This window comes from Caldimonas sp. KR1-144 (assembly GCF_049446155.1).
Lineage (GTDB): Bacteria > Pseudomonadota > Gammaproteobacteria > Burkholderiales > Burkholderiaceae_C > Rivibacter.
Window position 1 is genome coordinate 85,803 of sequence record NZ_JBMSEE010000008.1, and the last position, 13,847, is coordinate 99,649.

General features: G+C 71.0%; 16 protein-coding genes. 14 read left to right on the forward strand and 2 right to left on the reverse strand.

What is annotated here, in order from left to right; translation table 11 throughout:
• Window position 1 precedes the first annotated feature (1 nt).
• Complete coding sequence (locus tag ACO2TI_RS18055) at window positions 2–757, reverse strand: hypothetical protein (protein WP_423286533.1); 756 nt, start codon at window positions 755–757, stop codon at window positions 2–4.
• Window positions 758–878: 121 nt separating this feature from the next.
• Window positions 879–2,318 carry a PLP-dependent aminotransferase family protein gene (locus ACO2TI_RS18060; protein WP_423286534.1) on the reverse strand — a complete coding sequence of 480 codons (1,440 nt, stop codon included), beginning with the start codon at window positions 2,316–2,318 and terminating at the stop codon, window positions 879–881.
• Window positions 2,319–2,418: 100 nt separating this feature from the next.
• On the opposite strand from ACO2TI_RS18060, the gene ACO2TI_RS18065 reads away from it, so the two are divergent.
• The 14 genes from ACO2TI_RS18065 (at window position 2,419) to atpG (ending at window position 13,824) form a co-directional block, all read left to right on the forward strand.
• Window positions 2,419–3,390 carry a DMT family transporter gene (locus tag ACO2TI_RS18065; RefSeq protein WP_423286536.1) on the forward strand — a complete coding sequence of 324 codons (972 nt, stop codon included), beginning with the start codon at window positions 2,419–2,421 and terminating at the stop codon, window positions 3,388–3,390.
• A 125-nt stretch (window positions 3,391–3,515) separates the two neighbouring features.
• On the forward strand, window positions 3,516–4,703 hold the full coding sequence (locus tag ACO2TI_RS18070) for a PLP-dependent aminotransferase family protein (protein ID WP_423286537.1): 1,188 nt from the start codon (window positions 3,516–3,518) through the stop codon (window positions 4,701–4,703).
• 16 nt (window positions 4,704–4,719) lie between these two features.
• Entirely contained in the window at window positions 4,720–5,565 is an 846-nt protein-coding gene (locus ACO2TI_RS18075; protein ID WP_423286539.1) for a PhzF family phenazine biosynthesis protein, read from the forward strand.
• A 21-nt stretch (window positions 5,566–5,586) separates the two neighbouring features.
• Complete coding sequence (locus ACO2TI_RS18080; protein WP_423286541.1) at window positions 5,587–6,186, forward strand: VOC family protein; 600 nt, start codon at window positions 5,587–5,589, stop codon at window positions 6,184–6,186.
• Window positions 6,183–6,932, forward strand: coding sequence for an alanyl-tRNA editing protein (locus ACO2TI_RS18085; RefSeq protein ID WP_423286542.1), 750 nt, complete (start codon window positions 6,183–6,185; stop codon window positions 6,930–6,932). The genes ACO2TI_RS18080 and ACO2TI_RS18085 overlap by 4 nt, the downstream gene beginning before the upstream one ends.
• 40 nt (window positions 6,933–6,972) lie before the next feature.
• Window positions 6,973–7,482, forward strand: a complete 510-nt coding sequence (locus tag ACO2TI_RS18090; protein WP_423286544.1) for a GNAT family N-acetyltransferase — start codon at window positions 6,973–6,975, stop codon at window positions 7,480–7,482.
• Window positions 7,483–7,522: 40 nt separating this feature from the next.
• Window positions 7,523–8,362, forward strand: a complete 840-nt coding sequence (locus tag ACO2TI_RS18095) for an HpcH/HpaI aldolase family protein (protein ID WP_423286545.1) — start codon at window positions 7,523–7,525, stop codon at window positions 8,360–8,362.
• Window positions 8,363–8,508: 146 nt separating this feature from the next.
• Window positions 8,509–8,991, forward strand: a complete 483-nt coding sequence (locus ACO2TI_RS18100; RefSeq protein WP_423286546.1) for an ATP synthase subunit I — start codon at window positions 8,509–8,511, stop codon at window positions 8,989–8,991.
• An 18-nt stretch (window positions 8,992–9,009) separates the two neighbouring features.
• Window positions 9,010–9,891, forward strand: a complete 882-nt coding sequence (gene atpB / locus ACO2TI_RS18105; RefSeq protein WP_423286547.1) for a F0F1 ATP synthase subunit A — start codon at window positions 9,010–9,012, stop codon at window positions 9,889–9,891.
• Between the two features lie 65 nt (window positions 9,892–9,956).
• Complete coding sequence (gene atpE / locus ACO2TI_RS18110) at window positions 9,957–10,205, forward strand: F0F1 ATP synthase subunit C (protein ID WP_035603606.1); 249 nt, start codon at window positions 9,957–9,959, stop codon at window positions 10,203–10,205.
• A 38-nt stretch (window positions 10,206–10,243) separates the two neighbouring features.
• Window positions 10,244–10,714, forward strand: a complete 471-nt coding sequence (locus ACO2TI_RS18115) for a F0F1 ATP synthase subunit B (protein WP_423286549.1) — start codon at window positions 10,244–10,246, stop codon at window positions 10,712–10,714.
• Window position 10,715: 1 nt separating this feature from the next.
• On the forward strand, window positions 10,716–11,249 hold the full coding sequence (locus tag ACO2TI_RS18120) for a F0F1 ATP synthase subunit delta (RefSeq protein WP_423286551.1): 534 nt from the start codon (window positions 10,716–10,718) through the stop codon (window positions 11,247–11,249).
• A gap of 76 nt (window positions 11,250–11,325) precedes the next feature.
• A complete protein-coding gene (atpA, locus tag ACO2TI_RS18125; RefSeq protein ID WP_423286553.1) occupies window positions 11,326–12,879 on the forward strand; it encodes a F0F1 ATP synthase subunit alpha in 1,554 nt (517 codons plus the stop codon).
• A gap of 66 nt (window positions 12,880–12,945) precedes the next feature.
• On the forward strand, window positions 12,946–13,824 hold the full coding sequence (gene atpG, locus ACO2TI_RS18130) for a F0F1 ATP synthase subunit gamma (protein WP_423286555.1): 879 nt from the start codon (window positions 12,946–12,948) through the stop codon (window positions 13,822–13,824).
• Window positions 13,825–13,847: the final 23 nt, after the last annotated feature.

A 13,847-nucleotide genomic window follows, 5' to 3' on the forward strand; every position in this document is an offset into this window, starting at 1 on the left:
GCTACCAATCGGTCAGCATGCCGAACCACGAGTCGTGGCCCGCGGCCGGATGGGCGCGGCTCACGATCAGGCCCGACTGCAGGTACAGCGCGTTGAGCAGCCGCGTCGCGCGCTCGCGGTCCATGCCGGGCCAGTTCGACAGCGCGCGCAGCGACACCGGCTCCTCGCGCAGCCGTTGCACCGCCGGACCGAGCGCGCCGCGCAGCGTGGCCGGCAGCGCCAGGTCCGGCGTCACGCGGTAGACCGCAGGACCGGCGATCTCGGGCAGCGGCACCATGCGCGGGCCGCGCAAGGCCAGCTGCCACAAAAGCGGCCCGACCGGATGGCAGTTCGCTGCCGGCGCGGCCAAGGCCTGGTTCTCGTCACCGGGCGGACGCATCACCGCGGCCTCGCACTGCAGCAGGTGCAGCTCGTCGAAGCGCGACTCGAGCAGATCCGACAGCGGGATCGGGCAGTGGAACACGCGCTCGCGCGGAAACACCGTCAGCGGCAGCACGTGCTCGCCGCGCTTGACGTGCAGCGCCAGGTTCTGGGAGTGGCGCAGGCACGCGGCCATCACCTCCAGCAGCTCGGGGCCGCCGGGCTCGTCGACGAAACGATCGAGGTCGGCCAGCAGCGAGGGCGTCAGCGAGGCGAAGCGCGAGTCGCGCACCGGCGCGCCCGCGCCGCGCTGCGCGTCGGTTTCGCGCTGCGCCCGCAAATAGGTACTGACGCGCCACAACTCGGGCGCACCCATCGGCTGGGTCGGCTCGTCCATGCTCTCCCTGATGACTGCTCTCGGGACTCTAGGCGGCGCGGGGGCTCGGCCGGGCCCCCGACGCACGGGGGCTGGCGCATTCAGTGTCGCCGCTGGCGTGCGATTGCGCCAGCCGCGCGGCTTACCGTCGCCGCAGCCCCCTGCGCGCCGCGTCCAGCGCCTTCCAGAACGCCGCGTCCTGCGACGTCGCGACGTTGATGCGCATCAGCGTGCTCGGCCGGTGGCTGGCGTGGAACAGCGAGCCCGGCGCGATCAGCCAGCCGGCGTCGAGCAGCGACTGCGCGAGCCGGTCGGTGTCGACCCCGGTGTCGACCCACGCGAACAGGCCGCGCGGCGGCGTGACGGGCGCGCAACCGGCGGCTTCGGCGAGCGCGACGCTGCGTGCGCGTGCCGCGTCGAGCCGCGTGCGCACGCGCTCGACGTGGCGGCGCAGCAAGCCTTGCTCGAGCGTCACGCCGATCGCCTGCTCCAGCAGGGCCGGCGTCGTCAGCGTCGACAACAGCTTGGTGTCGATGAAGCGGTCGACCAGCGCCGGCGATGCGGCGATGAAGCCGATGCGCCAGTTGGGCGCGAGGATCTTCGAGAAGCCCGAGACGTAGATCGTGCGCCCCAGTCCGTCGAGCGCCGACAGGCGCGGCGAATGCGCGCTGGCGAGCCAGGTGTAGGTGTCGTCCTCGACGATGTGGAAGTCGGCCTGCTCGGCCAGGCGCAACACCTGGTGCGCATGCGCGGCCGCGAGGCTCAGACCGGTCGGGTTGTGCAGCACCGAGACTGTGATGTAAAGGCGCGGACGGTGCGCCGCCACCAGCGCGCGCATCGCCTCGAGATCGGGGCCGTCGATGCCGCGCGGCACCGGCAGGATGCGCATGCCCATGCGCTCGAGCCGCGCGAACTCGACCGCCCAGCCGGGCTCGTCGACCAGCACCGCGTCGCCCGGCGCGAGCAGGGTGCGCGAGACCACGTCGACCGCGTGCGTCGCGCCGACCGTCGTGACGATCTGCGCCGGCGGCGCGGCGATGCCGACCTCGGCCAGCCGAACCGACAGCGCCGCGCGCAGGCGCATGTCGCCGGCCGGCTCGCCGTACTGCAGCGCCAGCGGCGCGAGCCGGTCGCCCAGGCTCACGCGGCGCAGCGCGGCGGCGAGCGCCGGCAGGTCGAGCCAGTCGGGTGGCAAGGCGCCGAGTCCGGGCGCCGGGCGCGCGCTCTCGCGATGGAACATGCCGCGGATCAGCGCCGCGGCGTTCAGCGGCGCCGCCAGGCGCTCGGCCGGCGAGACATCGGCCACCGCGCCCGGCCGCGGCGCGGCCGCCGCGGCCGGTGTGCGCACGAAGTAGCCGCGCTGCTGGCGCGCCTCGATCAGGCCCTGCGCCAGCAGCTGGTCGTAGGCGGCCACCACCGTGTGCGGGCTCACGCCGTGGTGGCGGGCGCACTCGCGCACCGACGGCAGGCGCGCGCCCGGCGCGAGCAGCCGCTGGCGGATGCGATCGGCATAGCGCAGCGCCAGCTGCTCGGTCAGCGTGCGTCCGGCGTCGCGGGTCAGCGGAGCGGGGGTGGGCTGCATGGCGGTCGGGCTGTACCGGCGGGGCGACCGGTACAGCATGTTGGCTGAGCCGGTGAACTGTACTGCATCTGTATCGGTCATCGCTCCTAGACTGGGCCGCATGTCGACGCTTCCCTTCCCCGCTGCTGCCGATTCCCCGATTGGCCGGGCCGATGCGGCCGCAAAGGAGCGCGCGCGGGTGCGCCGCGGCCTGGCGCTCGGCCTGCTCGGCGTCGCGCTGTTTGCGGTGACGCCGGTCGCGACCCGGCTGGCGGTCGGCGACGCCGCCGCGCCGCAGCTGTCGCCGCTGTTCGTGACCGCCGGCCGCGCCGCGGTGGCCGGCCTGCTGGCCGCGCTGACGCTCCTGCTCACGCGGGCGCCGCGCCCGCCGCGCGAGGCGCGCGGTGCGCTGATGGTGACGCTGGCGGGCGTGGTGTTCGGCTTCCCGCTCGGCCTCGCGCTGGCGCTGCGCGAGGTCGAAGCGGTGCATGCCTCGGTGGTCACCGGCGTGCTGCCGCTGGCGACCGCGGTGGTCGGCGCGCTGCTGCTGCGCCAGCGTGCGTCGCGCGGCTTCTGGGCTTGCGGTGCGCTGGCGGCGGCGCTGGTCGTGGCCTACGCGGTCGTGCGCGGCGGCGGCCACTGGCGCGCGGCGGACGGCTGGCTGCTGTTCGCGATGGCCAGCGCGGCGATCGGCTATGTGCAGGGCGCGCGGCTGTCGCAGCAGATGTCGCCCGAGCGCGTGATCGGCTGGGTGCTGGTGATGGCGCTGCCCGTCACGCTGCCGCTGGCGGCCTGGGCGGCGTGGCACTCGCCGATCGCCTGGGCCGAGGTGCGCGCGTTGGCCTGGGCCGGCTTCGCCTACGTGGCCGTCGTCTCGATGTGGCTGGGCTTCTTCGCCTGGTACCGCGCGCTGGCGCTCGGCGGCACGCTGCGCGTGAGCCAGGTGCAGGCGCTGCAGCCCTTCATCTCGATGCTGGTCGCGGTGCCGCTGCTGGGCGAGTCGATCGACGGTGCGACGCTGGGCTTCGCGCTGGCGGTCGGCCTCGTCGTGTGGATCGGCCGGCGCATGCCGGTCGGCGCCGCGCGGCGCTGACGTCGGCCCGTGCCCGTGCCCGCGCCCGCGGGATCCTGCGAAACTGCCGCCGCCGGCTTTCGGCCCTGCGCACACGCGCAGGCAAGGACGGCGGTTCAAAAGACCTCTGACGTGAAGTGAATGCCATGACGAACTGGACCCTCGCGCAGCGTGCGCAGCGGATGAACCCCTCGGTGATCCGCGAGATCCTCAAGCTGACCGAACAGCCCGGCGTGATCTCGCTGGCCGGCGGCCTGCCCTCGCCCGACACCTTTCCGATCGAGGTGCTGCGCGACGCCAGCGCGCGCGTGCTGCGCGACACGCCGCGCGAGGCGCTGCAGTACGCCGCCAGCGAAGGCTTCGGCCCGCTGCGCGAGTGGGTGGCGCAACAGCTCCAGGCGCAAGGCATCGCGCACGCCGACGCGCAGCGCGTGCTGATCACCACCGGCTCGCAGCAAGGGCTCGATCTGGTCGGCAAGGTGATGATCGACGCCGGCTCGCGCGTCGCGGTCGAATCGCCCACCTACCTCGGTGCGCTGCAGGCCTTCGCGCCCTACGAGCCGGCGGTCGAGGCGCTGGCCGGCGACGACGAGGGCGCGCGTCCGGAGGCCTTCGCGGCCGCGCGCGGTGCGCGCTTCGCCTACCTGCTGCCCAACTTCCAGAACCCGAGCGGCCGCTGCGTCGGCGATGCGCGGCGCGATGCCATCGTCGCCGCCGCGGCCGAAGCCGGCGTGCCGCTGGTCGAAGACAACCCCTACGGGGAGCTCTGGTACGACGCGCCGCCGCCGGCACCGCTGGCCGCGCGCGCCGCGGCCGATGCCGCGGTCTACCTCGGCAGCTTCTCCAAGGTGTTGGCGCCCGGTCTGCGTCTGGGCTTCGTGCTCGCGCCGCAGGCGCTGTATGCCAAGCTGCTGCAGGCCAAGCAGGCGGCCGACCTGCACACGCCGTCGTTCAACCAGCGCGTGGTGCATGCGGTGATCGAGAACGGCTTCCTCGAGCGCCACATCCCGACCATCCGCGCGCGCTACAAGCTCCAGCGCGACGCGATGCAGGCCGCGCTCGGCAAGCACCTCGGCGGCCTGGCGCAGTGGACGCAGCCGCGCGGCGGCATGTTCTTCTGGCTCGAGCTGCCGGCCGACATCGACGCGATGGCGCTGCTGCCCAAGGCCGTCGAGCGCGGCGTGGCCTTCGTGCCCGGCGCGCCGTTCTTCCCGGGCGCTGCGCGCGCGAACACGCTGCGCCTGTCGTTCGTGACCGTGTCGCCGCAGCAGATCGAGGCCGGCATCGCCGCGCTGGCGCAGACGCTGGGCGATGTGGTCAAGCGCGCCGCCTGATCGAGACCCCAAAGCCATGAGCCAACACCGCACCACTGTCGTCGACGTCTTCACCGCGACCGCGCTGACCGGCAATCCGGTCGCCGTCGTGCACGACGCCCAGGGCCTGAGCGACGCGCAGATGGCCGCCTACGCGCGCTGGACCAACCTCAGCGAGACGACCTTCCTGCTGCCGCCGACCGACCCGAAGGCCGACTACCGGCTGCGTATCTTCACGCCCGAGCGCGAACTTCCGTTCGCCGGCCACCCGACGCTGGGCAGCTGCCACGCATGGCTGGCCGCGGGCGGCCAGCCGAAGGGCGAGGTGGTCGTTCAGGAGTGCGGCGTCGGCCTGGTGCGCGTGCGACGCGACGGCGCGCGGCTCGCGTTCGCCGCGCCGCCGCTCAAGCGCAGCGGTGACATCGATGCCGAAACGCTGGCCAAGGTGGCGCGCGCGCTGTGCATCGAGCCGCAGGCGATCCGCGCGGCGGCCTGGGTCGACAACGGCCCGGGCTGGCTCGCGGTGATGCTCGGCTCGCGCGACGAGGTGCTCGCGCTGGCGCCCGACTTCGAGGCGATGAAGCCGCTCGAGGTCGGCGTCGTCGCGCCGTGGCCGGCCGAGGGCGTGAACGGCGAGCGCTGCGCCTTCGAGGTGCGCGCCTTCGTGCCGTCGCTCGGCATCCCGGAGGATCCGGTGACCGGCAGCCTCAACGCCGGCCTGGCGCAGTGGCTGGTCGGCAGCGGGCGCGCGCCGTCGAGCTATGTCGCGAGCCAGGGCACGGCGATGGGCCGCGCGGGGCGCGTGCACGTGGACCGCGACGGCGAGGACCTCTGGATCGGCGGCGATTGCGTGCGCTGCATCGAGGGCACGCTGACGCTGTGATGCTGCTGTGACGCCGCCGTGATGCCGATGCTCGAGCTCGACCACCTCGTCGTCGCCGCGCCCACGCTGGCCGACGGCGTGGCGTGGTGCGAGGCGGTGCTGGGCGTGACGCCTGCCGCCGGCGGCCGACACGCCCTGATGAGCACGCACAACCGCCTGCTGCGGCTCGACGGCGAGACCTGGCCGCGCGCCTACCTGGAGATCATCGCGATCGACCCCGAGGCGCCGCCGCCGGGGCGGGCGCGCTGGTTCGATCTCGACGACGAGTGCCTGCAGTCGCGCCTGCGCGAGTACGGGCCGCAGCTCGTGCACTGGGTCGCGCGCACGCCGGACCTCGAGGCGGCGCTGGCCGAACGGGCGCGCGCCGGCCACGATGGCGGGCGCATCCTCGCGGCGTCGCGCGAGACGCCGAACGGCCTGCTGCGCTGGCGCATCGCGGTGCGCCACGACGGCGCGCGCGACCTGCCGCTGCCGACGCTGATCGAATGGGGCGCGGTCCATCCCTGGGATGCGCTGCCGGCCGCCGGCGTCGCGCTCGTCGGCTTCGAGGCCGGCGCCGAGGGGCTGGTCGCGTCGTTGCAGTGCCCTGCCGGCCTCGTCACGCTACGCTGCCTATCATGAGCGCTACCGAAGAACTGTTTCGCGAGGATGCGACGCTGCTGCGCTGCGAGGCCCGCCTGGTCGAGATCCTGCCCGAGGGGCTGGTGCTCGACCGCACGGTGTTCTATCCGCAAGGCGGCGGCCAGGCCGGCGATGGCGGCCGCCTGCTGCTGGCCGACGGCCGCGCGATCGCGATCGCCGACACGCGCAAGTCGCGCGGCGACGAAGCGAACCCGCCGCGGCTGCTGCATGTGCCGGCTGCCGGCCAGGAGGCGCTGCTTGCCGAACTGGCCGCGGCGCTGCCGCTCGCGTTGAGCGCCGAGATCGATGCCGAGCGCCGTCGCGCGCACATGCGCTTCCACACCGCGACGCACCTGCTGTGCGCGCTGGTGCCGCATCCCGTCGACGGCTGCTCGATCACCGCCGGCTACGCGCGGCTGGACTTCCACACCGCCGAGCCGCTCGACAAGGAGGCGCTGAGCGCCGGCATCGCGCGCCTGGTCGCCGAGGCGCACGCGGTGCGACATCGCTGGATCAGCGACGCCGAACTGGATGCCAACCCGCAGCTGGTGCGCAGCATGAGCGTGCAGCCGCCGCGCGGCAGCGGCCGCGTGCGGCTGCTGGAGGTCGAAGGCGTCGACCTCCAGCCCTGCGGCGGCACGCATGTCGGCAACACCAGCGAGGTCGGCGACGTCGTGGTGACCAAGATCGAGAAGAAGTCGGCGATGACGCGGCGCGTCGTGCTCGGGTTCGCATCGCCGGTATAAAGGCGGCTGCGGCCGCCTGCACGCAGCGTCGTGCCCCTGCATGGACACCCCCGAGATCCTCCTTCGCGCTCCCGAAGATCCTGCCGACCTCGATGCGGCGCGCGAGCTGTTTCGCGAGTACGCCGACGCGCTGGGCGTCGACCTGTGCTTCCAGGGTTTCGAGACCGAACTGGCCGAGCTGCCCGGTGCCTATGCCGCACCGCGCGGCGCGCTGCTGCTGGCCTGGTGCGACGGCGCGCTGGCCGGCTGCGGCGCGATGCGCCCACTGCCCGATGCCGACCTGCCCAATGCCTGCGAGATGAAGCGCCTTTACGTGCGCCGGGCGTTTCGCCGCTTCGGCCTCGGGCGCCAGCTGGCCGAGACGCTGATCGACCTGGCGCGCCAGGCCGGCTACTCGCACATGCTGCTCGACACGCTCGACGACATGGAAGCGGCGCGCGAGCTCTACGCCTCGCTCGGCTTCGAGGAGACCGAGCCCTATTACTTCAACCCGATTCCGGGCGCACACTACCTGCGCGTGTCGCTGGACGGCCCGACGACCAAGTACTGAAAGGCCGATCGCGTCGCGCCTGTATCGAGGAGCCGCGACGATGAACGCATTCCGCCAGCTGCTGCACCCGCTGACCCACCGCGTCAGCGAGGTCCATCGCGTGCCGCACCAGCGCGTTCCGCTGGGCACCTGGATCATGTCGGCCAGCCCGATGGTCGCCGAGGCCATCGGCTGTGCCGGCTTCGACTGGGCAGTGATCGACATGGAGCACTCGCCGCTCGAGCTGCCGGGCGTCGTCGCGGTGCTGCAGGCAATGGCCTCGACCAAGACGGTGCCGATCGTGCGCGTGCCGTGGAACGAGCCGGTCGACTTCAAGCGCGTGCTCGACGCCGGGGCGACCACGGTGATGGTTCCCTTCGTGCAGGACGCCGCCGAGGCGCGGCGCGCGGTGGCTGCGACACGCTATCCGCCAGCCGGCGTGCGCGGCGTCTCCGGCATGAGCCGCGCGACGCGCTTCGGCACCCAGCACGAGCGGATCAAGGAAGCCGATGCGGGCATCGCGCTGATCGTCCAGCTCGAATCGGCGCTGGCGCTGACCCGGCTCGAGGAGATCGCCGACGTCGACGGCATCGACGCGCTGTTCATCGGCCCGGCCGACCTGGCGGCCAGCATGGGCCATCTGGGCGAGAGCTCGCATGCCGACGTGCGCGCGGCGCTGGGCGATGCGGCGGCCCGCGCGCGGGCGATCGGCAAGCCGATCGGCACGCTGGCCGCGACGGCCGAGCTGGCCGCGCAGGCACGCGCGGCGGGCTTTGACTTCGTCGGCCTCGGCTCCGATCTGGGCCTGCTCGTCAACGCTGCACAGAAGGCGCTCGCGGCCTTGCAGGGCACCGACCCCGCTCTGGTGCATTCGCTCGCGGCCGGCACGCACGCCTATTGACGTCTACATAGCGAACGCGTCCGGCGTCAATGCCGACGCGAGTCAACTGGCTGAGGCGCGCAACAGCACCCGCGGCGGCCCTGGCTGGGCGCTGCGGGTAATCACGTACAATCCCGAGGCTTTGCCGCCGCCGGACCTGATTCGCGATGCCCGCCCAACCGAGAGCGCCACGCGAGGATGATGAAGCTGCGGACAGCGAGCTGCCTTTCAAGCCCCTGACTGCCCACGAGGCGCAGGCTTGGCGGGCGGCGAACCCGCAGGTCTCGCCCTGGCGGGTGGTCGCGGCGCAAGCCGTGGTCGGCCTGATCGGCGCTGCGCTCGCGTGGCTGCTGGTGGGGCGTGGCGAGGCAGCCTGGTCGGCGCTTGCGGGCGCGGCCGTCGTGGTGCTGCCGGGAGCCTTGATGGCTCGCGGCATGGCCCGGCTGTCCGGGGCCTCGGCCGGCGCGATCCTCGCCGGCTTCTGGGTCTGGGAGGCTGTGAAGATCTTCTTGGCGCTGACCCTGTTGCTGGGGTTGGCGCTGGGTGCGCGGGGGCTGCACTGGCCGGCGATGCTGGCCACGCTGATCGCGTGCCTGCAAGTGAATTGGTGGGCTCTGCGCTGGCAGGGCCGCGTGAAAAACAACGGTTGAGACGAACGAGACCCGAACATGGCCGCCGACGCACACGCCCCGACCGCCAGCGAGTACATCCAGCACCACCTGCATCACCTCCAGAAGGACTTCTCCTTCCAGAGCGTCACGCAGCATTCGATCGTCGACTTCGGCGTGTTCAACCTGGACTCGCTGTTCTATTCGATCATCCTCGGCGCCCTGGGCTGCTTCCTGATGTGGCGCGCCGCGCGCCGCGCCACCTCCGGCGTGCCGGGCCGTTTCCAGGCCGCGGTGGAGATCCTCGCCGAGATGGTCGAGAACCAGGCCAAGGGCGTGATCCACAACGCCAAGAGCCGCAAGCTCGTTTCGCCGCTGGCGCTGACCGTGTTCGTCTGGATCTTCCTGATGAACTTCATGGACATGCTGCCGGTGGACCTGCTGCCGGGCATCTGGCATGCGGCCGGCCCCGCGCTGGGCTTCAAGGACTACATGCGCGTCGTGCCGACGGCCGACCTGTCGACCACGCTGGGCCTGTCGTGCTCGGTGCTGGTGCTGTGCCTGTTCTACAACATCAAGATCAAGGGCCTGGGCGGCTGGGGCCACGAACTGATCAGTGCTCCGTTCGGCGCGCACCCGCTGCTGTGGCCGTTCAACTTCCTGATGCAGATGATCGAATTCCTCGCGAAGACGGTCTCTCACGGCATGCGACTGTTCGGCAACATGTTCGCCGGCGAGCTCGTGTTCATGCTCATCGCCCTGATGGGCGGCATCTGGGCCTGGAACTTCAATCCGCTGTCGGGCGGCTTCTGGCTCGGCTTCGGTCACGTGGTGGCCGGCACGGTGTGGACGCTGTTCCACATCCTGATCATCACGCTGCAGGCGTTCATCTTCATGATGCTGACGCTGATCTACACCGGCCAGGCGCACGACGCGCACTGATCCCGGCACCCCGTTCCCTCGTTTTCTTTTCCCCAAACCAACCTTTCTTCCTGCTAGGAGCAAACATGGAAAACATCCTCGGCCTCGTCGCGCTGGCTTGCGGTCTGATCGTCGGTCTGGGCGCCATCGGCGCGTCGATCGGCATCGCGCTGATGGGCGGCAAGTTCCTGGAGTCGTCGGCTCGCCAGCCGGAGCTGATGAACGAGCTGCAGACCAAGATGTTCATCCTGGCCGGTCTGATCGACGCCGCGTTCCTGATCGGCGTGGCCATCGCGCTGCTGTTCGCCTTCGCGAACCCGTTCGTCCTGGCCTGATTCGCCTCGACCCTTTCACGACCGAAAGGATCGTCTAAGTGAACATCAACTCAACCCTGTTCCTGCAGGCGATCGTCTTCGCGGTCCTCGTGTGGTTCACCATGCGCTTCATCTGGCCGCCGATCACCAAGGCGCTGGACGAGCGGGCTCAGAAGATCGCCGACGGCCTGGCCGCCGCCGATCGCGCCAAGGCTGAACTCGCGAACGCGAACAAGCGTGTCGACGAGCAGCTCGCCGCCACGCGCGACGAGAACGCCAAGCGCATCGCCGACGCCGAGAAGCGCGCCCAGGCCATCATCGACGAGGCCAAGAAGCGCGCCGAGGACGAGGCGGCCAAGATCGTCGCCGCCGCGAAGGCCGAAGCCGAGCAGCAGACGGTGCAGGCCCGCGAGGCGCTGCGCGAGCAAGTCGCCGCGCTGGCCGTGAAGGGCGCCGAGCAGATCCTGCGCAAGGAAGTCAATGCCGGCGTCCACGCCGAGCTGCTGACGCGCCTGAAGACGGAGCTCTGACATGGCCGAGCTGGCAACGATCGCACGTCCCTACGCCGAGGCGCTGGTCGAGGCGGCCCCGAAGGCTGAAGCCGCTGCCTGGGTCGCCCAGGTGCAGGCGCTGGCCGCCGTTGCCGCCGACGCGCAGCTGCTGCAGTTCGCCAACCACCCGAAGGCCCAGGCGGCCCAGGTGGCCGAGCTGCTGGTCTCGGTGGCCAAGGTGAGCCCGGCCGCCGGCGTGCGCAATCTGCTCGACGCCGTGATCGAGAACGGCCGCCTCGAGGCGCTGCCCGAGATCGCCGCGCAGGCGCACGCGCTGGTCAATGCCGGCTCGGGCGTTGCCGACGCCACGGTCTACAGCGCCTTCCCGATCGAGGCCGCCCAGCTCGCCGAGCTGAGCGCCACGCTCGAGAAGCGCTTCGGCCGCAAGCTCGCGATCACGGTCGAGACCGAGCCTTCGCTGATCGGCGGCGTGCGCGTCGTGGTCGGCGACGAGGTGCTCGACACCTCGGTCAAGGCCCGCCTCGAACGCATGAAGGTCGCGCTGACGGCCTGACGACCAAGCCGACGACGAGCCAAGAATCATCCCGCTGCGCTGTGCGCGGCACGGTCCGAGCGACTGGGAGCAAGCGATGCAACTGAATCCCGCTGAAATTTCCGAACTGATCAAGAGCCGCATCGAGGGCCTCGGCGCCGGCGCGGACATCCGCAACCAAGGCACCGTGATCTCGGTGACCGACGGCATCTGCCGCGTCCACGGCCTGTCGGACGTGATGGCCGGCGAGATGCTCGAGTTCCCCGCGGACAAGAGCGGCCAGCCGACCTTCGGCCTCGCGCTCAACCTCGAGCGCGACTCCGTCGGCGCGGTGATCCTGGGCGAATACGAGCACATCTCCGAAGGCGACACGGTCAAGTGCACCGGCCGCATCCTGGAAGTGCCGGTCGGCCCCGAGCTGGTCGGCCGTGTCGTCAACGCGCTGGGCCAGCCGATCGACGGCAAGGGCCCGATCAACGCCAAGATGACCGACGTGATCGAGAAGGTCGCGCCGGGCGTGATCGCGCGCAAGTCGGTGGACCAGCCGGTGCAGACCGGCCTGAAGTCGATCGACTCGATGGTGCCCGTGGGCCGCGGCCAGCGCGAGCTGATCATCGGCGACCGCCAGACCGGCAAGACGGCGGTGGCGGTCGACACGATCATCAGCCAGAAGGGCCAGAACATGTTCTGCGTCTACGTCGCCATCGGCCAGAAGGCGTCGTCGATCAAGAACGTGGTGCGTGCGCTCGAGGCCAACGGCGCGATGGACTACACCATCGTCGTCGCCGCCTCGGCTTCCGAGTCGGCCGCGATGCAGTACGTGTCGGCCTACTCCGGCTGCACGATGGGCGAGTACTTCCGCGACCGCGGCCAGGACGCGCTGATCATCTATGACGACCTGTCCAAGCAGGCCGTCGCCTACCGCCAGATCTCGCTGCTGCTGCGCCGCCCGCCGGGCCGCGAAGCCTATCCCGGCGACGTGTTCTACCTGCACAGCCGCCTGCTCGAGCGCGCCGCGCGCGTGAACGCCGAGTACGTCGAGGCGTTCACCAAGGGTGAAGTGAAGGGCAAGACCGGCTCGCTGACCGCGCTGCCGATCATCGAGACGCAGGCCGGCGACGTGTCCGCGTTCGTGCCGACCAACGTGATCTCGATCACCGACGGCCAGATCTTCCTCGAGACCAACCTGTTCAACGCCGGCGTGCGTCCCGCGATCAACGCCGGCATCTCGGTGTCGCGCGTGGGCGGTGCCGCGCAGACCAAGCTGATCAAGAGCCTGTCGGGCGGCATCCGCACCGACCTCGCGCAGTACCGCGAGCTGGCCGCGTTCGCGCAGTTCGCCTCCGACCTCGACGACGCGACCCGCAAGCAGCTGGACCGCGGCGCGCGCGTGACCGAACTGCTCAAGCAGCCGCAGTACTCGCCGCTGCCCATCAGCCTGATGGCCGCGTCGCTGTTCGCCGTGAACAAGGGCTTCCTCGACGACGTCGACGTCAAGAAGGTGCTCGCGTTCGAATCGGGCCTGCATCAGTTCCTCAAGACCAGCCACGCCGCGCTGCTCGCCAAGCTCGAGCAGGACAAGGCGATGGACAAGGCCGCCGAGGAAGAGCTGTCGGGCGCGATCGCCGCGTTCAAGAAGACCTTCGCCTGATCTGCCTGGGGCCTTTCGCAGGACGCGCGAGGCCCCGTAGCGACTCTCATCTGAAAGGAGCTCTGCATGGCAGCCGGCAAGGAAATCCGCGGCAAGATCAAGAGCGTCGAGAACACCAAGAAGATCACCAAGGCCATGGAAATGGTCGCGGCTTCGAAGATGCGCAAGGCGCAGGACCGCATGCGCTCGGCCCGGCCCTACGCCGAGAAGGTGCGCACCATCACCAGCCACCTCGCGCAGGCGAATCCCGAGTACACCCACGCGTTCATCAAGGCCGACCCCGAAGCGGCCAAGGTGGCCGGCTTCGTGGTCGTCACGACGGACAAGGGCCTGTGCGGCGGCCTGAACACCAACGTGCTGCGCGCCGTCACCCAGAAGCTCAAGGAGCTCGAGGGCGAGGGCGTGAAGTCGCAGGCGGTGGCGATCGGCAGCAAGGGCCTGGGCTTCCTGAACCGCGTGGGCGCCAAGGTGGTCTCGCAGGTCACGCAGCTGGGCGACGCGCCGCATCTCGAGAAGCTGATCGGCCCGGTCAAGGTGCTGCTCGACGCGTACTCGGAGGGCAAGCTCAGCGCCGTCTACCTCTGCTACACCCGTTTCATCAACACGATGAAGCAGGAGCCGGTGGTCGAGCAGCTGCTGCCGCTGTCCGCCGAACGCATGCAAGTCGAGGCCGGCGCGCACGCCTGGGACTACCTCTACGAGCCGGACCCCAAGACCGTCATCGACGAGCTGCTGGTGCGCTACGTCGAGGCACTGGTCTACCAGGCCGTGGCCGAGAACATGGCGTCCGAGCAGTCGGCGCGCATGGTCGCGATGAAGGCCGCGACCGACAACGCAGGCAACGTGATCAACGAGCTCAAGCTGGTCTACAACAAGACCCGCCAGGCCGGCATCACGAAGGAACTGGCCGAGATCGTCAGCGGCGCTGCCGCGATCGGCGGCTGACGCGCAACGATTACAGATACTGA

Excerpts from the sequence above, each read along its gene's own strand:
- atpE (WP_035603606.1), top strand. The coding sequence starts at position 9,957 with ATGGAAAACATCCTCGGCCTCGTCGCGCTGGCTTGCGGTCTGATCGTC.
- atpB (WP_423286547.1), top strand. The coding sequence starts at position 9,010 with ATGGCCGCCGACGCACACGCCCCGACCGCCAGCGAGTACATCCAGCAC.
- atpA (WP_423286553.1), top strand. The coding sequence starts at position 11,326 with ATGCAACTGAATCCCGCTGAAATTTCCGAACTGATCAAGAGCCGCATC.
- ACO2TI_RS18095 (WP_423286545.1), top strand. The coding sequence starts at position 7,523 with ATGAACGCATTCCGCCAGCTGCTGCACCCGCTGACCCACCGCGTCAGC.
- ACO2TI_RS18120 (WP_423286551.1), top strand. The coding sequence starts at position 10,716 with ATGGCCGAGCTGGCAACGATCGCACGTCCCTACGCCGAGGCGCTGGTC.
- ACO2TI_RS18055 (WP_423286533.1), bottom strand. The coding sequence starts at position 757 with ATGGACGAGCCGACCCAGCCGATGGGTGCGCCCGAGTTGTGGCGCGTC.
- ACO2TI_RS18085 (WP_423286542.1), top strand. The coding sequence starts at position 6,183 with ATGAGCGCTACCGAAGAACTGTTTCGCGAGGATGCGACGCTGCTGCGC.
- ACO2TI_RS18100 (WP_423286546.1), top strand. The coding sequence starts at position 8,509 with ATGCCCGCCCAACCGAGAGCGCCACGCGAGGATGATGAAGCTGCGGAC.
- atpG (WP_423286555.1), top strand. The coding sequence starts at position 12,946 with ATGGCAGCCGGCAAGGAAATCCGCGGCAAGATCAAGAGCGTCGAGAAC.
- ACO2TI_RS18075 (WP_423286539.1), top strand. The coding sequence starts at position 4,720 with ATGAGCCAACACCGCACCACTGTCGTCGACGTCTTCACCGCGACCGCG.
- ACO2TI_RS18065 (WP_423286536.1), top strand. The coding sequence starts at position 2,419 with ATGTCGACGCTTCCCTTCCCCGCTGCTGCCGATTCCCCGATTGGCCGG.
- ACO2TI_RS18090 (WP_423286544.1), top strand. The coding sequence starts at position 6,973 with ATGGACACCCCCGAGATCCTCCTTCGCGCTCCCGAAGATCCTGCCGAC.
- ACO2TI_RS18060 (WP_423286534.1), bottom strand. The coding sequence starts at position 2,318 with ATGCAGCCCACCCCCGCTCCGCTGACCCGCGACGCCGGACGCACGCTG.
- ACO2TI_RS18070 (WP_423286537.1), top strand. The coding sequence starts at position 3,516 with ATGACGAACTGGACCCTCGCGCAGCGTGCGCAGCGGATGAACCCCTCG.
- ACO2TI_RS18080 (WP_423286541.1), top strand. The coding sequence starts at position 5,587 with ATGCCGATGCTCGAGCTCGACCACCTCGTCGTCGCCGCGCCCACGCTG.